The organism is Streptomyces sp. NPDC031365, assembly GCF_055569765.1.
The window spans coordinates 303,074-326,569 of the sequence record NZ_JBVIIM010000003.1 but is presented as its reverse complement, the minus strand read 5'-3'; the positions used below and the strand labels follow the sequence as shown (position 1 = coordinate 326,569).

At 71.6% G+C, this 23,496-nt stretch carries 23 protein-coding genes; 12 read left to right on the top strand and 11 right to left on the bottom strand.

Translation table 11 applies throughout. The features are described from left to right. The first annotated feature begins 89 nt into the window (after positions 1-89). The 9 genes from ACZ5C2_RS06780 to ACZ5C2_RS06740 all read left to right on the top strand — a co-directional run bounded on the left by ACZ5C2_RS06780 (position 90) and on the right by ACZ5C2_RS06740 (position 9,102). A complete protein-coding gene (locus tag ACZ5C2_RS06780) occupies positions 90-896 on the top strand; it encodes a hypothetical protein (RefSeq protein WP_468787321.1) in 807 nt (268 codons plus the stop codon). Beyond that, the gene (locus ACZ5C2_RS06775; protein ID WP_468787319.1) at positions 893-3,148 is read left to right on the top strand and encodes a hypothetical protein; all 2,256 of its coding nucleotides are present in this window, start codon (positions 893-895) and stop codon (positions 3,146-3,148) included. The genes ACZ5C2_RS06780 and ACZ5C2_RS06775 overlap by 4 nt, the downstream gene beginning before the upstream one ends. Next, complete coding sequence (locus tag ACZ5C2_RS06770; RefSeq protein WP_468787317.1) at positions 3,145-4,788, top strand: hypothetical protein; 1,644 nt, start codon at positions 3,145-3,147, stop codon at positions 4,786-4,788. Before ACZ5C2_RS06775 ends, ACZ5C2_RS06770 begins: the two co-directional genes overlap by 4 nt. Positions 4,789-4,931: 143 nt before the next feature. Next, a complete protein-coding gene (locus ACZ5C2_RS06765) occupies positions 4,932-5,183 on the top strand; it encodes a YkoF family thiamine-binding protein (RefSeq protein WP_468787315.1) in 252 nt (83 codons plus the stop codon). Continuing rightward, complete coding sequence (locus tag ACZ5C2_RS06760) at positions 5,180-5,548, top strand: helix-turn-helix domain-containing protein (protein WP_468787313.1); 369 nt, start codon at positions 5,180-5,182, stop codon at positions 5,546-5,548. Before ACZ5C2_RS06765 ends, ACZ5C2_RS06760 begins: the two co-directional genes overlap by 4 nt. Before the next feature lie 128 nt (positions 5,549-5,676). Next, positions 5,677-6,252: a 2-oxo-4-hydroxy-4-carboxy-5-ureidoimidazoline decarboxylase gene (gene uraD, locus ACZ5C2_RS06755; RefSeq protein ID WP_468787311.1), complete on the top strand. Its 576-nt coding sequence runs from the start codon at positions 5,677-5,679 to the stop codon at positions 6,250-6,252. Between the two features lie 5 nt (positions 6,253-6,257). Then, the gene (gene uraH / locus ACZ5C2_RS06750) at positions 6,258-6,665 is read left to right on the top strand and encodes a hydroxyisourate hydrolase (protein ID WP_468787309.1); all 408 of its coding nucleotides are present in this window, start codon (positions 6,258-6,260) and stop codon (positions 6,663-6,665) included. A gap of 6 nt (positions 6,666-6,671) precedes the next feature. After that, positions 6,672-7,583 carry a factor-independent urate hydroxylase gene (pucL, locus tag ACZ5C2_RS06745; protein ID WP_468787307.1) on the top strand — a complete coding sequence of 304 codons (912 nt, stop codon included), beginning with the start codon at positions 6,672-6,674 and terminating at the stop codon, positions 7,581-7,583. Between the two features lie 139 nt (positions 7,584-7,722). Then, positions 7,723-9,102, top strand: coding sequence for an 8-oxoguanine deaminase (locus tag ACZ5C2_RS06740; RefSeq protein WP_468787305.1), 1,380 nt, complete (start codon positions 7,723-7,725; stop codon positions 9,100-9,102). Between the two features lie 228 nt (positions 9,103-9,330). Here the strand turns inward: ACZ5C2_RS06740 and ACZ5C2_RS06735 are convergent, their stop codons facing one another. After that, complete coding sequence (locus ACZ5C2_RS06735; protein ID WP_468787303.1) at positions 9,331-10,824, bottom strand: carboxylesterase/lipase family protein; 1,494 nt, start codon at positions 10,822-10,824, stop codon at positions 9,331-9,333. A 21-nt stretch (positions 10,825-10,845) separates the two neighbouring features. Then, positions 10,846-11,760 (bottom strand): MBL fold metallo-hydrolase, encoded by a 915-nt coding sequence (locus tag ACZ5C2_RS06730; protein ID WP_468787301.1) that lies wholly within the window; start codon positions 11,758-11,760, stop codon positions 10,846-10,848. Between the two features lie 179 nt (positions 11,761-11,939). Here ACZ5C2_RS06730 and ACZ5C2_RS06725 point away from each other — a divergent pair, with 179 nt between their 5' ends. After that, on the top strand, positions 11,940-14,738 hold the full coding sequence (locus ACZ5C2_RS06725) for a helix-turn-helix transcriptional regulator (protein WP_468787299.1): 2,799 nt from the start codon (positions 11,940-11,942) through the stop codon (positions 14,736-14,738). 112 nt (positions 14,739-14,850) lie between these two features. Here the strand turns inward: ACZ5C2_RS06725 and ACZ5C2_RS06720 are convergent, their stop codons facing one another. The 7 genes from ACZ5C2_RS06720 to ACZ5C2_RS06690 form a co-directional block, all read right to left on the bottom strand. Continuing rightward, a complete protein-coding gene (locus ACZ5C2_RS06720; protein ID WP_468787297.1) occupies positions 14,851-15,516 on the bottom strand; it encodes a peptidoglycan recognition protein family protein in 666 nt (221 codons plus the stop codon). A 197-nt stretch (positions 15,517-15,713) separates the two neighbouring features. Further along, the gene (locus ACZ5C2_RS06715; protein ID WP_468787295.1) at positions 15,714-16,586 is read right to left on the bottom strand and encodes a lysozyme; all 873 of its coding nucleotides are present in this window, start codon (positions 16,584-16,586) and stop codon (positions 15,714-15,716) included. A 576-nt stretch (positions 16,587-17,162) separates the two neighbouring features. Beyond that, positions 17,163-18,077: a DUF1963 domain-containing protein gene (locus ACZ5C2_RS06710; protein ID WP_468787293.1), complete on the bottom strand. Its 915-nt coding sequence runs from the start codon at positions 18,075-18,077 to the stop codon at positions 17,163-17,165. Between the two features lie 182 nt (positions 18,078-18,259). Then, on the bottom strand, positions 18,260-18,682 hold the full coding sequence (locus ACZ5C2_RS06705) for an acyl-CoA thioesterase (protein WP_468787291.1): 423 nt from the start codon (positions 18,680-18,682) through the stop codon (positions 18,260-18,262). A 62-nt stretch (positions 18,683-18,744) separates the two neighbouring features. After that, positions 18,745-19,392, bottom strand: a complete 648-nt coding sequence (locus ACZ5C2_RS06700; RefSeq protein ID WP_468787289.1) for a hypothetical protein — start codon at positions 19,390-19,392, stop codon at positions 18,745-18,747. Then, the gene (locus ACZ5C2_RS06695; protein WP_468787287.1) at positions 19,389-19,592 is read right to left on the bottom strand and encodes a DUF397 domain-containing protein; all 204 of its coding nucleotides are present in this window, start codon (positions 19,590-19,592) and stop codon (positions 19,389-19,391) included. Before ACZ5C2_RS06695 ends, ACZ5C2_RS06700 begins: the two co-directional genes overlap by 4 nt. Next, positions 19,589-20,419: a helix-turn-helix domain-containing protein gene (locus tag ACZ5C2_RS06690; RefSeq protein WP_468787285.1), complete on the bottom strand. Its 831-nt coding sequence runs from the start codon at positions 20,417-20,419 to the stop codon at positions 19,589-19,591. Before ACZ5C2_RS06690 ends, ACZ5C2_RS06695 begins: the two co-directional genes overlap by 4 nt. Before the next feature lie 157 nt (positions 20,420-20,576). Between ACZ5C2_RS06690 and ACZ5C2_RS06685 the strand changes: the two genes are divergently transcribed. Further along, on the top strand, positions 20,577-21,038 hold the full coding sequence (locus ACZ5C2_RS06685; RefSeq protein ID WP_468787283.1) for an ATP-binding protein: 462 nt from the start codon (positions 20,577-20,579) through the stop codon (positions 21,036-21,038). A gap of 99 nt (positions 21,039-21,137) precedes the next feature. Here the strand turns inward: ACZ5C2_RS06685 and ACZ5C2_RS06680 are convergent, their stop codons facing one another. Together ACZ5C2_RS06680 and ACZ5C2_RS06675 are read right to left on the bottom strand one after the other, a co-directional pair. After that, on the bottom strand, positions 21,138-21,491 hold the full coding sequence (locus ACZ5C2_RS06680; protein ID WP_468787281.1) for a HEAT repeat domain-containing protein: 354 nt from the start codon (positions 21,489-21,491) through the stop codon (positions 21,138-21,140). Between the two features lie 43 nt (positions 21,492-21,534). Continuing rightward, positions 21,535-22,743 carry a pyridoxal phosphate-dependent aminotransferase gene (locus tag ACZ5C2_RS06675; protein ID WP_468787279.1) on the bottom strand — a complete coding sequence of 403 codons (1,209 nt, stop codon included), beginning with the start codon at positions 22,741-22,743 and terminating at the stop codon, positions 21,535-21,537. A gap of 86 nt (positions 22,744-22,829) precedes the next feature. Between ACZ5C2_RS06675 and ACZ5C2_RS06670 the strand changes: the two genes are divergently transcribed. Then, positions 22,830-23,462: a winged helix-turn-helix transcriptional regulator gene (locus ACZ5C2_RS06670; protein ID WP_468787277.1), complete on the top strand. Its 633-nt coding sequence runs from the start codon at positions 22,830-22,832 to the stop codon at positions 23,460-23,462. Positions 23,463-23,496: the final 34 nt, after the last annotated feature.

Sequence of the window (23,496 nt, the reverse complement as noted above, 5' to 3'; positions counted from 1 at the left end):
GTGGCGACCCCACGTCATTTGTGACGTGTTTGACATCACAATTCTGGGAAGGCGACCGCCAGGCTGGTCACGAGAGGTGGGGGACGACGATGATCAGATCCGGGGCGGTGCCCACGAACGGGCTCTCACCGGTCTACGACGAGACAGGTGCCGCGTCCGGGCGGTTCCTGCTGTGGCTTCGCGAGGAGACCGGGGGAGTCGAGGGGCGCCGCGTGGCCGGCTCCGCCTACGCCCACCACGAACGCTGCACCCTGGAGCTGGTGGAGGGCGTCGTGGAACGCCTCTCCGCGCTCGGCTGGATAGCCGTCCACAACGACTCCGGCGCCGTGCCACCTTTGGTCAGCCCCACGCCCACGGGGCTCGCCGAGGCCCGCGTCTGGGACGAGGCGTACGCCGACCGTGAAACCCGGCGCCGCTACGCCAAGGCGGCCCTGTTCGCCTGGTGGGACCGGTCCGGTAAGTACCACGAGGGCGGGTCCGGCGCGGAGGACTTCCTCTGGTCGCGCGAGGCCTACTACTGCGGACGGCAACTCCCCCTGGAGGACCTGGAGTACGCCAAGGACCACCTGGACCTGCCCGCCCCCGTGCACGTCGGCGTCATGGAACACGGCGCCGGGGTGTTCCTCTCCTTCGACCAACTGGCCAGGCTGGTACAGGCGTCCCGCCCCGACCTGTCGGAGAGCGACAGCGAGGTGCGGCAGGTGCGGGAACTCGCCGCGGCACTCACCGAGGCCTCACACGGCGGCGCCCCGCCCGACGCGAGCACCGTGGAGCGCTTCCTGCGGCACAGCCGGGATCTCGCACAGGCCGGCTCCAGGTCCGTGGGCTCCATGAGCCGGGACATGGCCTCCGGCATCGTCTCGGACATTGTCAGCTCCCTGCTGAGGCTCGGATGACCGGTTCCTCCGGCCCCGCCCCGACGGCGGACAACCAGATCCCGGAGGTGTACGCGCGCCAGCCCGTGCTGCGCCGGCTGGTGCCGCGACTGGTCGGCCTCAGCCGCGACCACCACCGCAGGGTCCCGCACCACGAGTTCGCCGACGACCTGCCCGTGGTGCTGCTCAGCGGACGGCACGGCACCGGCAAGAGCGCCATGCTCGACGACCTCCAGCAGGCCTACGCGCCCGACACCGGCCCCTGGCCCGGCCCACGCGTGCCGTTCGCCCGGATCAACTGCGCGGAGCTCCAGGAGCGGGCCGGCGTCGGACCGGAGACGTCCAACAACTCCCACGCGGTGGAGATGCTCGTCGAACTCGTCGCCCAGCTCTCCCGCCCCGTCGCCGGGTTCGGGCGGCTCCGCTTCCCCCGCACCACCGCCGGACTGCTCGCCGTGGTGTCCGCCCGGCGCCCCGGCAACGACGGCGAACTGCGGGTGGCCGACCGGCACGCGGCCACCCTGATGGGCGTCCCGCCGGACGCCCGCCCCCGCCCCACCTGGGACGCCCTCTTCCGCCACGCACTGCCGGCGTCACCCGACGGCGGCTCCCCCGACCCCGCGTGGTTCCCCGAAGCGGCCGTACGCGCCTTCCTTGGCGGCCGGCGCCGCCGGCCCGCCGCCCGTCGGCTGACGGCCTGGTACGAGACCTACCGCAGCGAGGCCGACAACCGGCTGCGCGGCCTGCCGCCGGGCGCCTCCGGACAGCCGCGACCGGTGCCGGCCGCCGAGCGCGCACCGTTCGTGGCCCGGCTGTGCCAGGAGTTCCACCAGGGCCGCGGCTTCCGGCGCGGCGTGGAGCGCATGCTGGCGGCCGCCTTCCTCGAGGACGTGCGCTACGGCCCCTTCCGCCGCGCCAACCGGACCCCGCGCCCCCTGGTGCTCCTCGACAACGCGCACACCGACGCCGGACGCGACCTGCTCGAACTGCTCCTCGACCAGCGGGCGGACAGGGGTGCCCGTGACCGGATGGTCGTGATCGCCACCGAACTGCACGGCGACGACAGCCCGGACCCCCGGGGCGACGCCCCCGACGGCGAGGACGCCCCCTACCCGGAGGCGGCACGACGCTCCCTCCCCGACATCGGCACCGACTCCGGCTGGACCCGTGAGTCCACCGCGCCCTCCGCCGGTGTGCTGCTCCTGCCGCTGCCGCCGCTGGAGTGCGAGCACCTGGAGAGGATGCTCCGACGCGACGACCACGCCTCCTTCGACCCGTACATCGCGAGCGCCCTGCACGACCTGACCCGGGGACATCCCATGGGGGCCCGCCGACTGTGCGAGGCGGTGGTGGATCGGGCCAGCGCCGGGGAGTGGGTGGCGGCCGGGGAACTGCTCGACCTGGTCCACCCCGGAGGGGCCGGCGAGTCCGTCGTCTGGCGACTGCTCGACACCCTCGTCGGCAGTGAGAACCACGACGAACTGTGCCTGTTCTCCCTGGCCTGGGACCGGGAGGCCGCCGAGCGGCTGGCCGAGCGGTGGGTGCCCCGCCGGATCGGCGGACTGCCCGCGGCCGACGGTGCCGCCGACCGGCTGGAGCGGGAGCGGTGGTCGCGTGGGCCGGGCAGCCGGCCCTTCATCACGGACCGCTTCCTGCGCGCCCTGCTGGTGCACCAGATGCGCAGTGGCCGCGGCGGCCGCGGCGTCGACTGGTCCGGCGCGCACGCCCTGCTCGCCGAGCACCACCGGCGGCGCGCCGAGGGCCGGACGGGGCGTGCCGCGCGCGACGAACGGGCCCGCTTCCTGTGGCACCGGCTGGCCGCGGGGGAGGCGCAGGAGGTCGTCGACCGGCTGTACGCGGAGTTCGTCCGCCCGGACGGCGACGCGCTCGACTGGCTGCACGCCCTGCGCACCGTCGCCCATGCGCCACGCCCTCCGGGAGACGCCTGGTTCGCGCGGTGCCAGGAGGTCGCGCGGGGCAGCCGGGACCTGGCCCATCTGCGCGCCGACCCGGGCGCGGGCCTGGAGAAGCAGGCGATCAACCGGCTGCTGCACGCCCTGTGGTACGCGGCGGACGAACTGGCCGAGGCCGACCGGCCCCTGGTCGACCGGATCGGACAGGACCTGTCCTTCCTGTCCGCCCAGCACCTGACCGGCCGGGCGGTCCTCGCCCAGGCCGCCATCCGCTGGCCCCGCTCGGTCAGGAACGGCGAGGACTGGCCCCTGGACCGCCGCTGGCAGGACGGCCGCCCGGACGCGGGAGCGGCACGGTGAGGCCGCGGGACCGGCGGACCTGGAGCTGGCTGCCGGGACGGCTCCGCTTCCGCGTACTCGGCCTGGTCGACGTGGTGGCCCTGTGGACGCTGGTCGCCGCCCTGATCACGACGGGGGCGTGGTGGGGCCTGGACAGCTACCGGCAGCACCGCGACTACTGCACCGCCGACCGGGAGCTGCGGCGGACCGGACCCGGGCGGGAGTGCGTCGGCGTCACCTCGCAGGCGTACGGCTTCACCCCCGGCCTCACGGACGTACTCGGCCGGATCGAAGCCGAGAACCGGGCCGCGCGCGGCTCGGGCAAGCCGGTGGTGAGCGTCGCCGTCGTCATGCCGTACACCTCGCGAGAGCCGGGCGCGGCCATGTCGAAGGAGCTGATCCGGCACTCCCTCCAAGGCGCCTACGTCGCGCAGCACGCCCACAACCACGGCCCCGCCACCGGCGACACCGCCGTCCAGCTGCTCTTCGCCAACGTCGGCGAGGACCTGAGCCACTGGCCTCCCGTGACCGGCGCGCTGACCGCACGGCGCGGCGGCGAGGCCCCGGTCGTCGCCGCCATCGGCTTCCCCAACAGCGACGACGCCACGCTCGCCGCCGTCCGGGAGGGTCTGGGACCCGCGCGGATCCCGGCAGTCAGCGCCGTGCTCAGCTCCCGCGACATGGAGGACCCCTACCTGTTCAAGGTCTCGCCCTCCACCGACCAGTTCGTCGACGCGCTCCAGCGCTATGTGAGCGCGAACCGGGTGGACCGGAAGAACACGTTCATGATCGCCGACGACCGGGACGACAACTACGTCGCCAACCTGCGCCGCGTCTTCCGCCGCGAGTTCGGCGCGCGCTACGGGATCACACCCGACGAGGTGGAGCGGCGGACCGAGACCTACCAGGGCATCAAGGGACCGGCGCGGGGCACTCCGCAGATCTTCCGGCGGGCGGTGTCCGCGATGTGCGCGGTCGACGCCCGCACCGTGTTCCTGGCCGGCCGCGACGCCGATCTGCCGCCCTTCCTGGAGACCATCGACCGCACCAGCTCCTGCGACCGCGGCCCGGACGACGAACCGCTGCGCATCCTGCGCGTCAGCACCGGCCGTGACCCCGTCACCGAGACCGACGCGATGCGCCGGATCGCCGAACGCAACAACATCGAGATCGTCACCGCCGCCGCAGTGGACGCACCCCGCTGGCGGGCGGGCGACGACGGCGACGAACGGATCCCGAAGGCCTTCGCCCGCTTCACCGACTCCTACGACGGCTTCTTCACCGAGGAAGGTCCCGACGCCCTCAACGACGGCTACGCGGTCATGTACCACGATGCGCTCACCGCCGTGGGCACCGCCGTGGCGGCGGCCCGGGACAGCGACATCGACGCCGTGACCCACAACGACGTCTACGACGAGCTGCGCCGCGGCAGCCCTCTCGAGACCTGCGCCGCGGGCTGCGTACCGGGCGCGAGCGGTGTCTTCACGTTCGCGGACGAGAGTCTCGGCGCGAAGGGGGGCGCCGGGAGGGAGCGTGCGGCGGGCCTGTGGCCGGTCTGCAAGCCCGCTCCCGTGGTGACCTTCCCGAAGGAACGCCGCGACAGGTCACCGCTCTACCGCACCTACCAGCAACCGGGGGAGAACACCTGCCCGCGGCCCTGAGTACGGCGTCCGGCCTCGCCGGTTCCCAGGTGGGGCGGAGGGTCTCCGGGTCGGTTAGGGTCGCCTCGTGGCGGGCGAACCGGCTCCGCCGCGGTGCGACGATCTGGGTGAAAGCACAGGCCAGGAAGGTAATGGGGGGCACCGTGCGACTGAGAGTGGAGTTCACGACCGAGCCCTTCGACCTCGACGAGGCGCCCGCGCACGCCGTGGTGGCCCGGGAGGTCGTCGAGGCGGCGGAACTGGACGCGGTGGACGTCGGGCCGTTCGGCAACACCGCCGAGGGCGGTGCCGACGCGGTGCTCACCGCCGTGGAGGCGCTGCTGCGCCGGAGCCTGACGGCCGGCGCCACCCGTGTCTCGTTCCAGATCAACGTGGTCGAGGAGGACCACCGGTGACCGGTACCGGCGAGGAGGCGTTCATCGCGGCGGTGAAACCGCTGGTCGACGCGATGGGCGGCGAACTCCTCCCGCCGGACGAGGCCGGGCCCGACGACGTCGTGCTCTCCTGGGAGGGCACCGCCGCCGTCGCCGTACGCCTGCCGCAGCTCGCGGACTCCCTCGACCACATTCTCGCGGCCCTGGAACGCCGTAGGGGCATGCCGCTGGCGGATCTGGACCGCAAGGCGAAGCAGGAGATCGTACGCGGCCTGGAGGCGCGCGGCGCCTTCGCCGTACGGCACGGCGTGGAGACCGTGGCGGGCGCGCTCGGAGTCAGCCGCTTCACCGTCTACAACTACCTGAACCGCGAGAAGGGCGCCTGACACCCTCTCTCGGCCGGCCTTTCTCCACCGGAATATTTCAACAAACTGTTGACGCATGGTCCGTGACGGCGTTCACTGTCGGCACGCCCGTTCGCAGCACACGGCCGCCCGCGGCCACGGAGGCTCACGTGACGTCGACATCCACGCCGCCGGGCCTGGCCCGGTTCAACGCCCTGGAGGAGCACGCGGCACTCGCCGCACTCCACGAGGTCTGCGCGGCCCCGGGCTGGGCCCGGCGACTGCTCACCGCCCGCCCCTACGCCACCGCCGAAGCCCTGTACGCCGCCAGTGACGCCGCCATGGCGGAACTGACCGCGGGGGACCTGGAGGAGGCGATGGCCGGGCACCCGCCGATAGGGCGCCCCAGGCCGGGGGACCCGGTCTCCGCCCGGGAGCAGAGCGGGATGGCCGGCGCCGCGGCCGGGCTCAGGGCCGAGATGCTCGAGCTGAACCTGGCCTACCAGGAGAGGTTCGGCCATGTCTTCCTCATCTGCGCCACCGGCCGGACCGGCGAGCAGCTGCGCGACGCCGTGAAGGAGCGGCTCGGCAACACGCCGGAGCGGGAGCGGGAGATCGTGCGCACCGAACTGGGCAGGATCAACCGTATCCGGCTGGCCCGTCTGCTCGAAGTGGAAGCGGACGCCGAAGCCGGAGACGGTGCCGGAGCACAAGCCGACGCCGCAGCCGACGCCGGAGAGGACTGACGCACATGAGCACCGACACCACCGCCTCCGTGTCCACGCACATCCTGGACACCAGCGTCGGCCGCCCCGCCGGGGGCGTCGCCGTCCACCTCTCCTCCCGTGCGGGCCGGGACGCGGACTGGCGGGCGCTCGGCGGCTCCGTGACCGATGCGGACGGGCGGTGCAAGGACCTGCCGGCCCCGCCGGAGGGCACCACCCACGTACGGCTCGACTTCGCCGTGGAGCCGTACCTCGAGGAGAAGGACGCGAAGAAGCAAGCCGAGACGCAGCAGGACGCCCCCGCGCACCGGGACAGCGGCGCCGGAGTGTTCTTCCCGGAGGTGACGGTCACGTTCGCCGTCGTGCCGGGCGAGCACTACCACGTACCGCTGCTGCTCAACCCGTTCGGCTACTCCGTTTACCGAGGGAGCTAGCACACCATGCCCACGATCCTGGGACAGAACCAGTACGGCAAGGCCGAGAACCGGGTCGTAAAGATCACACGGGACGGCGCCACCCACCACATCAAGGACCTCAACGTCTCCGTCGCCCTCTCCGGCGACATGGAGGAGGTCCACTACTCCGGATCGAACGCGAACGTCCTGCCGACCGACACCACCAAGAACACGGTGTTCGCCTTCGCCAAGGAGCACGGCGTCGAGTCGGCCGAACGGTTCGGCATCCACCTCGCCCGCCACTTCGTCACCTCGCAGCAGCCCATCCACCGGGCACGCATACGCATCGAGGAGTACGACTGGGAGCGCATAGCGACCTCCGACGGACGGGAGGGCGAACACTCCTTCGTCCGCAGGGGCCAGGAGACCCGGCTGACCCAGGTCACCTACGACGGTGAGACGTGGGAGGTCGTCTCCGGCCTGAAGGACCTGACGGTGCTGAACTCCACCGACTCCGAGTTCCGGGGCTACGTCAAGGACAAGTACACGACCCTCAAGGAAGCCCACGACCGTGTCCTCGCCACCTCGGTCTCCGCCCGCTGGCGGTTCAACTGGACCGGCGACGCGGAGCGGATGCCCGACTGGGAGGCGTCCTACGAGGAGGTCAGGAAGCACCTGCTGCAAGCTTTCGCCGAGACCTACTCCCTCTCGCTGCAACAGACGCTGTACCAGATGGGCGCGCGGATCATCGACCACCGCGCCGAGGTGGACGAGGTGCGCTTCTCCCTCCCCAACAGCCACCACTTCCTGGTGGACCTGGAGCCGTTCGGGCTGAAGAACGACACCGCCGACGGAGCCGTGTACGTCGCCGCCGACCGCCCGTACGGCCTGATCGAGGGCACCGTCCTGCGGGACGGCTGCGAGGCGCGGATCCCGGCGGATCTCACCAACCTCTGACCGCACCGTATTTCGGCACCCGTGGCCGGGGAACACATACGCCACACCACACCGCCCCACTTCACACCACCCCGGCCACGGCACTCAAAACTCCCAGGGTCCTGCCGTGCCCTCTCCACGCAAGCGAAAAGGACGGACCATGGCAGCAGACCGGCGCACCGTCATCGAGAACTGCGCGATCGCGACCGTCGACGCGAAGGACACCGAGTACGCCTCCGGTCACCTCGTCCTCGCCGGAAACCGCGTCGAATCGCTCGGCACCGGCAGGGCCCCCGAAGGGCTGGAGAACGTCGTACGCCGGATCGACGCCACCGGACATCTGGTGACCCCCGGCCTGGTCAACACCCACCACCACTTCTACCAGTGGATCACCCGGGGGCTGGCCACCGACCACAACCTGTTCGACTGGCTGGTCGCCCTCTACCCCACCTGGGCCCGCATCGACGAGCCGATGGTGCGCGCGGCGGCGCAGGGCTCGCTCGTGATGATGGCGCGCGGCGGCGTCACCACCGCCATGGACCACCACTACGTCTTCCCGCGGGGCACCGGCGATCTGTCCGCCGCGATCATCGGCGCCGCCCGGGACATGGGCGTCCGTTTCACCCTCGCCCGCGGCTCCATGGACCGCGGCGAGAAGGACGGAGGGCTGCCCCCGGACTTCGCCGTCGAGACCCTCGACGACGCGCTCGCCGCCACCGAGGACACGGTACGCCGACACCACGACACCTCCTTCGACGCCATGACCCAGGTCGCCGTAGCCCCCTGCTCACCCTTCTCCGTCTCCACCGAACTGATGCGTCAGGGAGCCGAGTTGGCTCGGCGTCTTGGTGTGCGCCTGCACACCCACGGTTCGGAGACCGTGGAGGAGGAGAAGTTCTGCCACGAACTGTTCAGCATGGGTCCGACCGACTACTTCGAGTCCACCGGCTGGCTCGGCGAGGACGTGTGGATGGCGCACTGCGTCCACATGAACGACTCCGACATCGCCGCCTTCGCCCGTACGGGGACCGGCGTCGCCCACTGTCCCTCCTCCAACGCCCGTCTCGCCGCCGGTATCGCCCGCGTCCCCGACATGCTCGCGGCCGGCGTCCCCGTGGGCCTCGGCGTGGACGGCACGGCCTCCAACGAGTCCGGCGAACTCCACACCGAACTGCGCAACGCCCTGCTCGTCAACCGTCTCGGCGCCCACCGCGAGGCGGCCCTGAACGCCCGGCAGGCGCTGCGGCTCGGCACCTACGGCGGAGCCCAAGTGCTGGGCCGGGCGGGCGAGATCGGGTCCCTGGAGCCCGGCAAGCTCGCCGACCTGGTGCTGTGGCGGATGGACACCCTCGCGCACGCCTCCATCGCCGACCCGGTGACCGCGCTGGTCCTTGGCGCGGCGGCCCCGGTCACCGCCTCCTTCGTGAACGGCCGCCAGATCGTGGAGGACGGCCGGCTGCTCACGGCCGACGAGGACGCGATCGCCCGCTCGACCCGCGCGGAGGCGCGGCGGCTGGCCCGGATCGCCGAAAAGGGCTGAGCCCCGTTGACGTCTCCGGCCGGGAGGGACGGCTCCCGGCCGGAGACCGTGGACCCCGCCCCGGGGCCACACGGTGGCCCGGCCGGGGACCGTGGACCCCGCCCCGGGCCACACGGTGGCCGTCTCCGGGGCACGCGCGAGAGCGCGCCCCGGAGATGGAACTGCCGCCACCGTGCCCGACGGCAACGCCCCCACCGCTCGGAGCACGTGCCCACGGACGCACCGTATTCAGATCCATGCCCGTCGTTCCCGGCCGCGGGGGTCGTCGGTCCGGGTCCACTCGGAGTCGATGCGCATGGTGGTCCGGCGCCCGGTGTCGTACGGGTCCCAGCCGGGGGCGCCGGTGCCGGCGAACCGGATCCAGGCCTCGTGCGTGCGGGCGGCGAGATCCGCTGGGGGCGTGTCGGGGCCGAGCAGGGCGGTGGGGCCGTGCAGTTGGGGGAGGTGTGCGAGACCGAAGACGAAGGGCAGCTCCATGGCGTGGGTGGCGCCGAGCTGTCCTTCGAGGGCGTGGGAGCGCCAGGCGAACTCGTAGGCGAAGGTGGCGGACTCCAGGTGGGCGGCGTGCGCGTCGGCCAGGGCCCAGCTGCCCGCGCCGAACAGCGCGTCGCCCATGACGGCGGACCGCAGCTCGCCGAAGGACGCCCCGGGCCGTGTCTTCCGGTATGTCTCGACGAGCCGCGCCGGCTCCGGGTGCGCGCGTGCCGCCGTGGTGTCGACGTCCGCGGCGGTCGAGGTGGCGTACGTGCCCATAGGGACCAGGTAGAGGTTTCCCTCCTCGGTGTTGGTCCCGATGAGCAGGTCGACGCCGGCGCCGATGCCCGTGGCGACGGATTCGGCGGGCTGTGTGTCCAGGACCAGGCTGAAGGGGCTGAGCCCGATCAGCGGGTCGTGGTGCGTGTTGGTGCGCAGGTCGATGCCCGCGAGCCGGGTGGCGGCCTCGACCAGGCGCTCGTCTGAGATGCCGGCGAAGGCGTCGACGTGCGGCTCGACACCCAGGTGCGCGGCGGCCGCCCCGGTGACGCGGGCGGCCTGTTCGGTGGTGAACGCGCCCAGGCCGCTGCCGCTCTGGACGATCGCCCGGCGGAAGAGCCCCGTGGCTTCGGGGGTGGCGAGGACTCCGCCGACGATGGTCGCCCCGGCCGACTGGCCGAAGAGGGTGACACGGTCCGGGTCACCGCCGAAGGCGGCGATGTTCTCCCTCACCCAGCGCAGACCGGCGGCGACGTCGAGCAGGCCGCGGTTGGCGGGCGCCCCGGAGAGATCGAGGAACCCGGCGATGCCGAGCCGGTAGTTGAGGGTGACGAGGACGACCCCGTCACGGGCGAAGGCGGAGCCGTCGTACAGCGCGGACCGCGTCGATCCGGCGACGAATCCGCCGCCGTGGACGAACACCATGACGGGCAGGCCGCCGTCCGCGCCGCCGGGCGTGAAGACGTTCACGGTGAGGTAGTCCTCGCCGCGGCTCCAACCGGTGCCGAAGTAGGGGGACATGTCGACACTGCCGAGCTTGCGCTCGGACTGCGGCGCGTTGGGACCCGGCACGGTGGCGTCCCGTACGCCGTCCCACGGCCCGTGCGGCCGGGGCGGCGCGAACCGGCCGGCGCCGCGGGGCGGGGCGGCGTAGGGGATGTTCAGGAAGGCGGCGGTGCCGTCGTTCCGGCGCAGGCCGCGGACGGTCCCCTCCGCCGTGGTCACGAGGGGTTCGGGGTGGTGGTTCACAGTGATGCCTCTCCGCGGGCCTCAGCCCTGCTGGGTGTACGGGGCGAACGGAGCCCAGCCCTTGATGGCGAACTTGCTTCCCTCACGCACGACTTCGGCGGCACCGTGACCGCCGAAGTGCGCGGGGATCACGAGTGCGTTGTTGTCGGCCGCCCAGCCCAGCACCTTGCGGCGGGTGGCGCGGGCGCCCGCGGGGTCCTCGCAGAAGCAGCTGTTGGCGTCCGGTTCGAGGATCTGTACCGGGCTGTGCAGCAGGTCGCCGACGAACACCGCGCGGTCCGTCCCGGAGGCGAGCGTCAGTACGGAGGAGCCGGGGGTGTGTCCGGGAGCCGCGTCCAGGCGCAGGCTCCCGTCGATCCGGTGGCTCTTCTCCCACAGCAGCGTCCGGCCGCCCCGGTGCACCGGGGCCACACTGTCCTCGAAAACGTTCTGGTTGCCGCGGCCGAGGAGCGGCTTGTGGCCGTTCTCCGGATTCCAGAAGTCGAAGTCGTCCTTCGGCATCAGATAGGTGGCGTTGGGAAAGGTGGGAACCCACTGCCGCCCGTCCAGGTACGTGTTCCAGCCGACGTGATCGATGTGGAGATGGGTGTTGATCACGACGTCCACGTCCTCGGGCGCGACACCGGCGCGCGCGAGATTGGCCAGGAAGCCCGTTTCGAGGCGGTTCCAGAGGGGCACGTACGGGCGGTCCTTGTGGTTGCCCACGCCGGTGTCGACCAGGATGGTCCTGCCCTCGCTGCGCAGCAGCCAGGTCTGGAGCGCGGTATTGACGATATTGGTGTCGGAATCCAGGAAATGCGGGGCCAGCCATGAGCCGCCGTCGTCCCAGACTTCCTTCGGGCTTTCCGGGAAGAAGGTGTCGGGCGTCATGTCGACGGAGCCGTAATATTCCCAGACCCGGGTGATCGTGACATTGCCGAGCGTGATCTGTTCCATAGAAATTCCCAAGAATTCGGAGGCCTTTCCGGAACGGTACGGGCGGCCCTGGGACACGCGGTATCCGTCACGTGACTGCACCCATCCGCACGTCCGGGCCCCGGTCCGGGCTGCTTGTAGCCTGGGCGACGGCATGGCGAGACGGCTCCGATCGAAGAGCCACCGTTCCTGGAGGCCCCGTGGACGCACACGCAGGCGGCCCCCGTGCGGTTGCCGGACCGGAGTCCGACGAGGAAGAGCCGATCGTCGGCCGGGACGTGGAACTGGCCCGCCTCTTCCGTGCGGTGGACCCGGCGTCGGCCGAGCCGGTCCTGATGCTGCTCGGCGACATGGGCACGGGAAAGAGCGCGCTGCTGGACCGTGCGGTGCGCCGGGCCGGAGCGAGCGGTGCTCGTGTGCTGCGCGCCGAGGGCAGCGAGACGGAGTCGAGCCTCGCCTTCTCCGCCCTGCATCAGCTGCTGCGGCCGGTGTCGGACGAGGTGGACGGGCTGCCGGACAGGCAACGCGCGGCGTTGCGCGGCGCGTTCGGCGCTGGACCGGCACCGGTGGAAGCCGACCTGATGCTGATCGGCGTCGCCGTCCTGGGCCTGCTCTCCACCCTGGGGGACCGAGGGCCCCTGGTCGTGGTCCTGGACGACGCGCAGTGGTTCGACCGCGCGTCCCTGGACGCACTGTCCTTCGCGGCCCGGCGGCTGGCGGACGAACCCGTCACGATGCTGGTCGCGGCCCGCGTCGGCGACCCCCTCCCCGGGTTCGGCCGGCACGCGGCGACACTCACCCTGGGGCCCCTCGACGGCGACGCGGCCAGCAGGCTGCTGGACCTGCGGCCGCAGCCCCCCACCGGCAGGACGAGGAGACGGATCCTCACCCAGGCCGACGGCAACCCGCTGGCACTGACCGAACTGGTGAAGACGGCCACCGCGCACGCGACACCCGGGGGGCCGCCGTCCGCCGGCCCGCCGTCCGCAGGTCCGCTCCCCGTCGCCGATCACCTGGAGCGGATCTTCGCGGATCGCCTGAACGGCCTGCCGGATTCCACCACGCGCGCCCTGCTGCTGCTGGCCGCCATGGACACCGCCGACACCGCCGCCGTCCCGGCCGCGCTGCCGGACGCCGAGGACGACGCATGGCCACCCGCCGAGCGGGCCGGACTGCTCCGGCGCACCGGCCGCGGCCTCCGGTTCAGCCACCCCCTGGTCCGGTCGGCCGTGTACCACGCCGTGCCCGTCGACGACCGGCGCGCGGCCCACCTCGCACTCGCCGAGGCGCTGCGGGACGAGCCGGACCGGCGGGCCTGGCACCTCGCCGCGGCGGCCACGTCCCCGGACGCGGCGGTGTCGGCGGAGCTGGAACGGACCGCCGACCGGGCCCGGCGCCGCGGCGGCCACGAGGCGGCGGCCAGGGCCCTGCAGCGCGCCGCGGACCTCGCACCGCGCGAGGACGGTGCCCGGCTCCTCGTCGAGGCCGCCGCGCAGGCCGTCCTCACCGGTGACCTCGCCTGGGTCGAGGAAATCGTCTCCGCGGTACGGGCGCGCACCGACGACGCGTCGCTGCTGGCGGGCGCCGCCGCGCAGGCCGGGCGACTGGCGGTACTGACCGTGCGCCACACCGTGGTCTTCCCCCGACTGGCCGACGCCGCCGAGGAGCTGGCCCCCACACGGCCCGCCACCGCGCTCGACCTCCTGGCCGCCGCCGCCGTGGTCCGCTTCTACTGCGGGGAGGACGCCCAGCGGCAACGCGTCGACGCCGTCCTGCGGAGCATTCCCGAGGACGCGTCACGGTCGTGGGCGCGCACCTGGATACGGGCCGTGACCGACCCGTTCGCCACCAGGGCCGAACTGCTCCCGCTGCTCCCGCGGATGGCGGCCGAGGCACGACACAGCCCCGCCCGGCTGACCGCTGTCGCGATCATGGCGTGGCTGCTGGACGAGACCCCGCAGGCCGTCCGCGCCTTCGACCGGGCCTTCGACCACTGGGGCATGCGCGGACCGCTGCCGGAGGGGCTGGGCGGCGCGGCCGCCTGGAGCTACGTGGAACAGGGAAAGTGGGGGCGGGCCCGGGAGGCGTGCGCCCGCAGCAGCGCGCTCGGTTCGACGACCGGCCTCGACCACGCCGTGGCATGCGCGGCCGCCGTGGACGCCACCGTGCTGGCCTACCAGGGCGACCCGACGGCAGCCCGCGCCCGGGCCGAGGACGCGCTCGCCCTGATCGACCCGCTGGAGAGCCGCTCGGTCGCCGTCTACGCCCGTCGCGCACTCGGCGCCGCGGCCCTCGCGGAAGGCGCGCACGAGGTGGCCTACGACCAACTCCGCTCGGTCTTCGGGGCAGACGGCGCACCCGTGCACTACCACGCCTCCTGTCCGGCCCTCGCGGACCTGGCCGCCGCCGCCGCGCGCAGCGGCCGGCGCGAGGAGGCCGCCGCGATCGTCGAGCGCGCCGCACGCACCCTCGACGCGGGCGCCTCGCCCCGCCTGCGCGCGCTGATCAGCCGCGCCCGCGGCCTGTTGGCGGACCCCGAGGACGCCGAGCGGCACTTCCGGGCGGCCCTGGCCGACCCGGTGCTGGAACACTGGCCGTTCGAGCGCGCCCAGACCCTCCTGGACCTCGCCGAATGGTTGCGGCGCCGCCGACGCATCGCGGAGGCGCGAGCACCGCTCACCGAGGCGCTGGAAACCTTCCGGCGTCTGGGCGCGCGCCCGTGGATCGAGCGTGCCCGGGCCGAATCGCGCGCCGCCGGCCTGGACGTCACGGACACCGCCCCCGACGCGGTCGCCGAACTCTCCCCGCAACAGCAGCAGATCATCAGGCTCGCCGCCCGGGGACTGACCAACCGCGAGATCGGCGAGAAGCTCTTCCTCTCCCCGCGCACGGTCGGCTCGCACCTCTACCGCAGCTTCCCCAAGCTGGGCGTCACTGCCCGCTCCCAGCTGCGCGACCTCGTCGAGCACACCCTCGCCGTGGCCGACCACCAGGGATGAGGCGAACCGGAACTGACCGGCCGCCCTCTCCTGCCAGGCGTCAGGAACTCGGCCGGACCGCACCGTGCGGGACCCGGCGTCGGAGTCGTCGATCCGCGTGAGCCGTGTCCGGCTACGCCACCCGGGCCGCCGCCACCTCCGCCCGCAGCCGGGGCAGCATGTCGTGGTAGACGCCTGGGCAGAGCGTGTCGCCGTAGTCCTTGTGGCCGTAGATCTGTGCGGAGGGGATGCCGTACCGCGTGCAGGTGTAGGCGCACAGGGTCACCAGGACGTCCCACTGGGCACCCGGCGGCACCGCGCCCGCGTGGTAGGCGCCCTCGCACGCGATGCCGACGGCCTGGTTGTTCTGGCCGGAGGTGTGGGCGCCGAGGACGAAGTTCCGGCCTCCGGCGAGCGCCTGGAGGCTGCCGTGCCGGCCTTCGGTGATCCAGCCGCCCCGGCTGACCAGGAAGTGGTAACCGGTGTCGACCCAGCCGTTCTTGTCCATGTGCAGGTCCTGGACCCAGTGGGCGTGAGCGTGCGCCTGGGCGCGGGAGAAGTCGGTGGAGTTGGTGCTCACCGTGTGGTGGATGACGATCCTGCTCGGCCGGTACTGGAGGAGGCTGATGCTGCCCTGCGGGGAGCGGGCGCTCCAGGCCGCGGTGGAGTCGATGTCCGGCTCGACGGCTTCGGTGTCCTGGGCCCGCGCGATACCCGGCAGGGCGGTGGCGGCGGCCAGACCGGCCGCACCGGCCAGCAGGACGCGGCGCCGTGAAGCGTTCTCGGGAAGCACGATCACTCCTCGTTCTCAGGGGGAGGGGGTGGGGGAGGCGGGGGGGGGGGGGGGGGGGGGGGGGGGGGGTGCGCGGGGGGGGGGGGGGGGGGGGGGGGGGCGGTGGTGGGGGGGGGGGGGGGGGGGGGGGGGGGGGGGGGGGGGCGGGGGGGGGCCCCCCCCCCCCCCACCGCGTGATCGCGTGTGTGACAGGGCCTACGCCGTCACGTGTTGTTGGCGAGCGCCAGGAGCCGGTCGCGGGAGCCGTTGAACTTGTTGCGGTCCACGTTGCCGGCGACGCCGCCGACCGACCCGGTGCTGGTGTACTGCCACACCGTCCAGGTGGGGAATCCGCTCGGGATGGTGGGGGAGGACGCGGAGGTCCAGTGCGCCACCCACAGCGGGCTCTTGGTGGACATGCCGGTCCAGTTGCCGGTGCAGGTGTTCCACCAGCTCGCCGTCGTGTAGATGACGACATCACGGCTCGTGCGCGACTTGTACGTGTTGTAGAAGTCGTTGATCCAGCTGCGCATCTGCGTGGTGGACAGTCCGTAGCACATCGCCCCGTACGGGTTGTGCTCGATGTCCAGGACGCCGGGCAGGGTCAGGTTGTCGCGCGACCAGCCGCCGCCGTTGTTGACGAAGTAGTTCGCCTGGGTGGCGCCGCTGGAGACGTTGGGGCGCGCGAAGTGGTACGCCCCGCGGATCACGCCGGCGTGGTAGGCGGCGGGGTAGTTGGCGTTGAAGCTCGGGTCCTTGTAGCTGGTGCCCTCGGTCGCCTTCATCCAGGCGAACTGGATCCCGGAGCCGCGCACCGAGGACCAGTTGATGCCGCCCTGCCAGTGCGAGACGTCGATGCCCTGGACGCCGTCGGTCGGAGCCATGACGCCCATCGACGGTTCGCCGGCGGGGATGCCCTCGTGGATGCGGGCGCCCACACCCATGTACGCCTCGCCGGGTTCCACGTTGACGCGGTCCCGATCGGGCTGCGGTGCGGCGGTCGCACCGCCGGTGGTGGTGGCCGTCAGCGCGAGGGCGGCGCCGAGGACGCCGAGTGCCGTGACGATCCGTCTGTGAGGGCTGGGGAGAGAGAGCATGGGGGACTTCCTCCTGACACATGTGGGGATGGGCGAAGGAGGTGACGTCGGCCGCTGCCACCTGGGCAGATCTGTACTCAGCGACGAGCTGATTGACGTGCGCGCGTCATTAGTTACGCACGTAGATTCCAGGCCTGTAAAGAGCCTTCGTTCCTCTCTGGTGGTCTGGTCCACTGTAAGAGCGGATGGCCTGGAAACTTGGGAACCGGGCGGCGGAAACTTTCAGCGCTGAAACAAGGGCAACGGCTCCTCGGTCTCCTCGGTGAGCATCCCGAAGCAGCGGCACGCCTTCGTGGTGGCCTCGCAGACGTGCGGCATCTCGTCACGCTGGTCCCGGATGTGTCTGTCCGCGATGGGGAGCGGGGGATCTCGCGCAGCGTGATGTCCGACGCCGGCCGCGCCGGCCCCGGCCCTCCACCGGGGCCGGAAGGATGGACGTACCCACGGAGCCTCTCGTGGAGACGGTTTCCTGGTCGAAAGCCCATCCACCACGGGCTTCACCTGTCTTTCAGCCCAACTGTCCAGCCAGTAGCGCGGATGGGGAAACGCTCAGTGGTGGAGATGCGTCGAACCCGGTCACGGGGCCTCGAAAGTGGTCACGGGCAGCGCCTTGTCCACCCGAGCGGCGGCCAAGTCGTCGTGGCGGATCACGAAACTCGTGTAGTACTCCTCGTAGACGTGGGCTTCACCGGCGAGCGATATCCATTCGCTCGTCAGCCGGTGCTTTTCCTTCTCCAGGTGGGAATGCCATGTCGCGACCGGGATGGCTGGGATGTCGCCCGCCTTCTCGCGTCCCGCGAGAGTCTGCTCCGCAATGCTGTTGATCACCTCGTCATCGGCATACCCGCCGATGAAAACGCCGGCGTCGGACGACCAGAGGCCGTAGGCCAGGTCCCGGAGTTCGTCCAGGTGCGGCAGGTCGTTCTCCATGTACCGGACCAACTGTTGCTGGAAGGGTGACATGTCCTCCCAATCGTGATCCTCCCAGTACTCGTGCCAGTCGTCGTCGCCCTCCTGGAGCCAAAGGGGCAATTCGGCTCTGAGCTCGGCGCCGAGGTCGAACCGGTCGCGGACACGCACGGAGTCGGGGGCTTTCGCGACCGCGGTCTCAGTGCCGTCCGGTACATACACGACGTGCGCGTACCTCCCGGAACGGTCCTCGTGGTCCATCTCCTGGTCCACGAAGAAGAGCAGCGTCCCGTCCCGTGGAAGGTCGAAGCCGTCGATTCTCGGCAGTGCCCCACAATCGACGGAGAAGAGCAACGGCAACGGAATGTCCCCGGCGGAGGGCCACTTCATGCCCACCGGCAGCCGGGGCAACCCACCGAACTGCCCGACCGGATGACCACCGCCCGCCCCGGACAACCCGATCGACAAACGAAGGTGCCGGCTGAATCTGCTGACCTCGTCGTCCGGGACACCCGACTCAAGAGCTGCCCGGCGAAACTCTCCCCGATGATCCATGCCCGAGACGATAACCCCCTCCAACACGACTGTTTCATCGGGGTGTCGAGGGGCATGGCAGCACGTAGTGGAGGTGAGAACCCGTGGGCCGCGCCGAGCGGTTGGGCGAACGGCGCGGCCGCGACGAGTTCCGCCGCGAGGACCTGTGTGCCCGCCTGGCCGGCGCCGAGTGGTATGACGGCGAGGAGTTCGCCGCCTGCGAACCCCGGCTACAGCCCGAACAGGGCCGGGTCGTTCGCCAGCTCCCGGAAAACCGCCCCCGGATCCGGCAGGAGCTTGCGCTGCTTCAGGTCCATCAGCCCGCCCACGCCCGTGAGTTCGGCCGCCACGGTGCCGTCGGCCTTGGTGATCGTCTGCTCGATGGTGAAGATCTTGCCGTCGCTCCAGAGGAAGGCGCAGCTCACGTCGGCCTCGTCACCCGCGAGCAGTTCACGCCGGTAGCGGATGGTGGTCTCCAGGGCGACCGGTCCCACTCCTCGGGCGATCAGGCCCGACTGGGTGATCCCCGCCGCCTGGAGCAGCGACCAGCGCGCGTGCTCGGCGTAGTTGAGATACACGGCCTGGTTGAGATGGCCCTGTACGTCGGTCTCGTACCCGCGCACGGTCACCCGGACGGAAAACGGCTCGCTCACTGCGTCTGTCCCCTTCATGCCTGCTCGGCTCGATGCATTACCCACCGATCTTGGCATGCTCCTCACACCCGGCGAGGGGAGGCCAGCAGGTAACGCGTCCGCGTTCTCGGCTCCGTGTACTCGCCGACCTGCCAGCCGGCCCGTTCCAACGTGGCGGCGCAGGCCCTCAGCGCCTCGCCGTCCGGCTCGTACACGGCGACCGCCTCCGGCTGGGGGGTCTCCCGCACCCGGTATCCGCCGTCCCCGCCGTCCCCGCCGTCCCCGCCGTCCGGGCCGGCCGGCCGGTGACCCGCGGCCTCCAGGGCGAGGGCCGCGGCCCGCACCAGATGCGAACGTTCCCAGCCGCACGGCCGGTCCGTGGCGCCGTCGGGGTTGGTCATTCGGCGCAGCTCCAGCATGCCCTGCCACGCGCTTCGCACCTCCCGAAGCCGGGCGGGACCGCCCGGGGGAGCCGTCTCCTCGCCGCCCACCCGCGCCGCGAACCCGCCGGTCGTGGCCGGCGGGTCCGGCTGTCCGGCCTCGGGTTCCGCGTCCCGGACCCGGTGTCCCGCCGGAGTCAGGAAGTGATCGTGCGGCGGCCTCGGATGCCGGAACGCCAGCCCGCGCGTCACCAGCGCGGCGAGCTGCGCCGGTCTTCCCTTCAGCCGCCCGGTGTCGGGATCGGCGGCCTCGATGAGACGGCGCTGCGCGGCGGTGGGCGGTCGGGTCATCGGGGCCCGGAGACGTAGGGGAGGAAGGCGGCCCACTGCTCAAGTGGGAAGGCCAGGCGGGGGCCGTGTATGTGCTTCGAGTCGCGTACGTGGACGGTTTCGGGGGCGGAGGCGACTTCGACGCAGGCAGCGCCGTCGGGAGTGCTGTAGCTGCTCTTGAACCACTGCAGCTGGGTTTCGGCTGCGCGCTCGGACCTCATGTCTCTCCAAGGAGTTTCTCGATGTAAGCCAGTGACTTGCGGGGTGTGAGGGCCTGGGCACGGAGAACTCCGTAACGGAGTTCAAGGATTTGCACATCCTTGCGGTCCGAGATCAGTCGGCTGGTGAGTTGCATGTCGACGTGTCCCAATGTGACGCCCTCCTTCAGTCTCAGCAGGTGGAAGTGGCCATCGAGTCCGGCGTTGTCCTCGCTGTCCAGAGGCAGCACCTGGAGGTCCACGTTCCGCTTCTGCCCGACCTCCAACAGTCGTTCGAGTTGGCGGCGCAAGACCATCTTGCCCCCGACCACACGCCGCAACGCAGCTTCATCATGCACGAAGCTGAAGGTCAGGTTCATCTGCATACTCGCGATGATCTGCTGACGTGCCAAGCGCGCCTCGACCAACTCCTCCATCGCTTCCTCCGGGAATGCGGGCCGCCGAGAGGTGAACACCGCCCGCAGGTACTCCTCGGTCTGCAAGAGTCCGTTGACGACGGAGTTGTCATAAGCGCAGATCTCCACCGCCTCGGCCTCCAGCTTGGCCAAGTCCCTTACCTTCTTCGGGAACCGGGCCTTCTCCACATCCTTCTTCAGTCCCGAGATCAGCCCACCCGCTTCGAGCGCCTGGTCCGCCGCTTCGAGAAACGCCTCCGTCGGCGCCCGTCGTCCGCGCTCCACGGACGACACCTGCTCCTCGCTGTACCTGATGGCCGTGCCGAGACCGGCCTGGGTCATGCCCTCCCGCTCCCGGCACATCTTGATGACCCGCCCGACGGTCCGCAGAACGGCCGCCGACTCCTCGTCCGCGCCGTAAGGCTCCACACTCATGTCCCCACACCTCCAAGTGCCACCCGTGTCCAACTCGCCGCCGGTGCGGGACGTCACGCGGCACCGCCCGGACAGAGCCGTACAGCATCCGCACGGTGACCCTGTGTACCGGCGTCGGCCCTGTTGGGAGGGGGACCAGTCGACCACGCTGAGTGACATGAACGTCGATACCGCCCCGACCACCGGACACACGGGCCCCGTCCGCCACTTCGGCATCCGCCTCTCGGCCACCGCCCGGGGCGCACGCCTCGCCCGCCATCTGTCGGCCGAGCAACTCGCTTCCTGGGGCTGGCCGTACGACAGCGAGGCCAACCGCACGGCGGCCCTGCTGGTGGCCGAACTCGCCACGAACGCGGTGGTGCACGGGCGGGTGCCGGGCCGGGACTTCGGACTCCGCCTGACCCTCTATCCGGAGGACGCCACGCTCCGTATCGAACTCACGGACGCCCGCCCCGACGCGCGTCCACCGACCCCGGGCTCGCTGCAATCCGCCGCACCCGACACGGAGTCCGGGCGCGGCCTCCTCCTCGTCGAAGCACTGGCGTCCCACTGGGGGACGACCGGAGGAGACCCGTACACCAAGACGGTGTGGTGCGAGGTCTCCCTGGGCTCGGCGTGAGGTGGCCGGTGGCGGGGCCCCCCGGTTCGAGCGGGTCGCGCGCGACGACGCCTGAGTCCGGCGGGTGTGGGCGAACTCGCCCTCGGCCGACCGGTGGAATCAGGCGTTCTTACGGTCCCACTCCCAGCTCCAGATCGCGGAGAGGCGGTGGTCGTCCTCGTAACCGGGGTGGGAGAGCGGACCCATGCGTTCGACGGCCTCCGCGGTGCGTGGATCCTCCCGGCGCAGGAGGGCGTAGGCCGCGTTGAGCCGGACCGAGAAGTCCTCCTCCTCGAGCAGGGCGTACGCGGCGTCGGCGATGGCCGCTGAACGGTCCGCGCACCGCGTGACGGCCTCGGACATCCATGTCCGTACCCCCGCCACCGGATCCCGGAGCAGCGCGACGACGGCGTCCGTGACCTCGGAGCTGCCGTCGTGAGCGCCGCACAGCGCCCCTCCGGCTGCTGCGCGCACGTTCCAGTCCGTCTGCTCCCGGAATAGCGGGCGGGACGGCCCGCTATTGCCGGTAGCCGCTCAGGAAGCGGCCGATCCGGCCGATCGCCGTCTCCAGGACGTCCGCGTGCGGGAGGGTGAGGATGCGGAAGTGGTCGGGGGAGGGCCAGTTGAAGCCGGTGCCCTGGACGACCTGGATCTTCTCCCGGAGCAGCAGGTCGAGGACGAACCTCTCGTCGTCGTGGATCTTGTGGACCGCCGGGTCGATGCGCGGGAAGGCGTACAGCGCGCCCTTCGGCTTCACACAGCTCACGCCGGGGATCTCGTTCAGCTTCTCCCAGGCCACGTCCCGCTGTTCGCGCAGTCTCCCGCCCGGCGCGGTCAGGTCCCGGATGGACTGCCGGCCGCCGAGCGCGGCCTGGATGGCGTACTGGGCGGGCGCGTTGGCGCACAGGCGCATGGAGGCCAGCATGGTCAGGCCCTCCAGGTAGTTCTTCGCGTGCTGTTTCGGTCCGGTGACCACCAGCCAGCCGGAGCGGAAGCCCGCCACGCGGTAGGTCTTGGAGAGGCCGCAGAAGGTGAGCACGACCAGGTCGGGGGCGAGGGCGGCGGCCGAGTGGTGCACGGCGTCGTCGTAGAGGATCTGGTCGTAGATCTCGTCGGCGAGGACCATCAGGCCGTGGCGGCGGGCGAGGTCGAGGATGCCTTCGACGATCTCCTTCGGATAGACCGCGCCGGTCGGGTTGTTGGGGTTGATGATGACCACGGCCTTCGTGCGGTCCGTGATCTTCGCGGCCATGTCGTCCAGGTCCGGGTACCAGTCGGCCTGTTCGTCGCAGAGGTAGTGGACCGCCTTGCCGCCGGAGAGCGTGGTCACCGCCGTCCAGAGAGGGAAGTCGGGGGCGGGGATGAGGATTTCGTCACCGTCCTCCAGCAGGGCCTGTACGGCCATGGACACCAGCTCGGAGACGCCGTTGCCGAGGAAGACGTCGTCCACGTCGACCTCCAGGCCCAGGGTCTGGTAGCGCTGGGCGACCGCGCGGCGGGCGGAGAGGACACCGCGCGAGTCGGTGTATCCGTGCGCACGGGGGAGCATGCGGATCATGTCCTGGAGGATCTCCTCCGGCGCCTCGAAGCCGAACAGGGCCGGGTTGCCGGTGTTCAGGCGCAGCACACTGTGCCCCGCCTCCTCCAGCGCGTTGGCGTGCTCGATCACCGGGCCGCGGATTTCGTAACAGACCTCGCTGAGCTTGCTCGACTGCCGGAACTCCATGCGCGGCTTCCCTCCGGTATCTGGTGTTACTTGGTTTTACCAAGTAGACGCTTGGAAAGTCCAACAACTTGTCTAGACTGCGTCGCATGCCACCTCGCCGAAGCTACGACCAGTACTGTTCCGCCGCGCGTGCGCTCGACACCGTCGGCGACCGCTGGACCCTGCTGATCGTCCGGGAACTCCTCGCCGGCCCGCGGCGCTACACGGACCTGCACGCGGACCTGCCGGGTGTCAGTACGGACGTACTGGCCTCACGGCTGAAGGACATGGAACGCGACGGCCTCACCACCCGCCGCCGGCTCCCTCCGCCCGCCGCGGCCTACGTCTACGAACTCACCCCGCGTGGAGCCGCGTTGCTCCCCGTCCTCCAGGCCCTCGGCACCTGGGGCGAGGCCGAACTGGGCGAGCGGCGCCCCACGGACGCGGTACGCGCCCACTGGTTCGCGCTGCCCCTCCTGCGAGCGTTGGAGGGGGAGAGGGGACTCGTGGAGGTCCACCTGGAGGAGGGCAGGTTCCACCTGCACGCCGGCTCGGAGGACGGCGGCCCCGTCTACGGCGACGGCCCCGCCCCCGCCGAGCCGGACGCCCGTCTGGCCCTGGACACCGGCACTTGCACGGCGATCGGCAGGGGTGAGCTGACCCTGTCCGGCGCGGTGCGCGCGGGCCGGGCCGAGGTGACCGGTGAGGGCCCGCTCGCCAAGGCCCTGCGGGAGGCGTGAGGGAGGAAGGCGGAAGGCCCGCACGGGGCGGGCC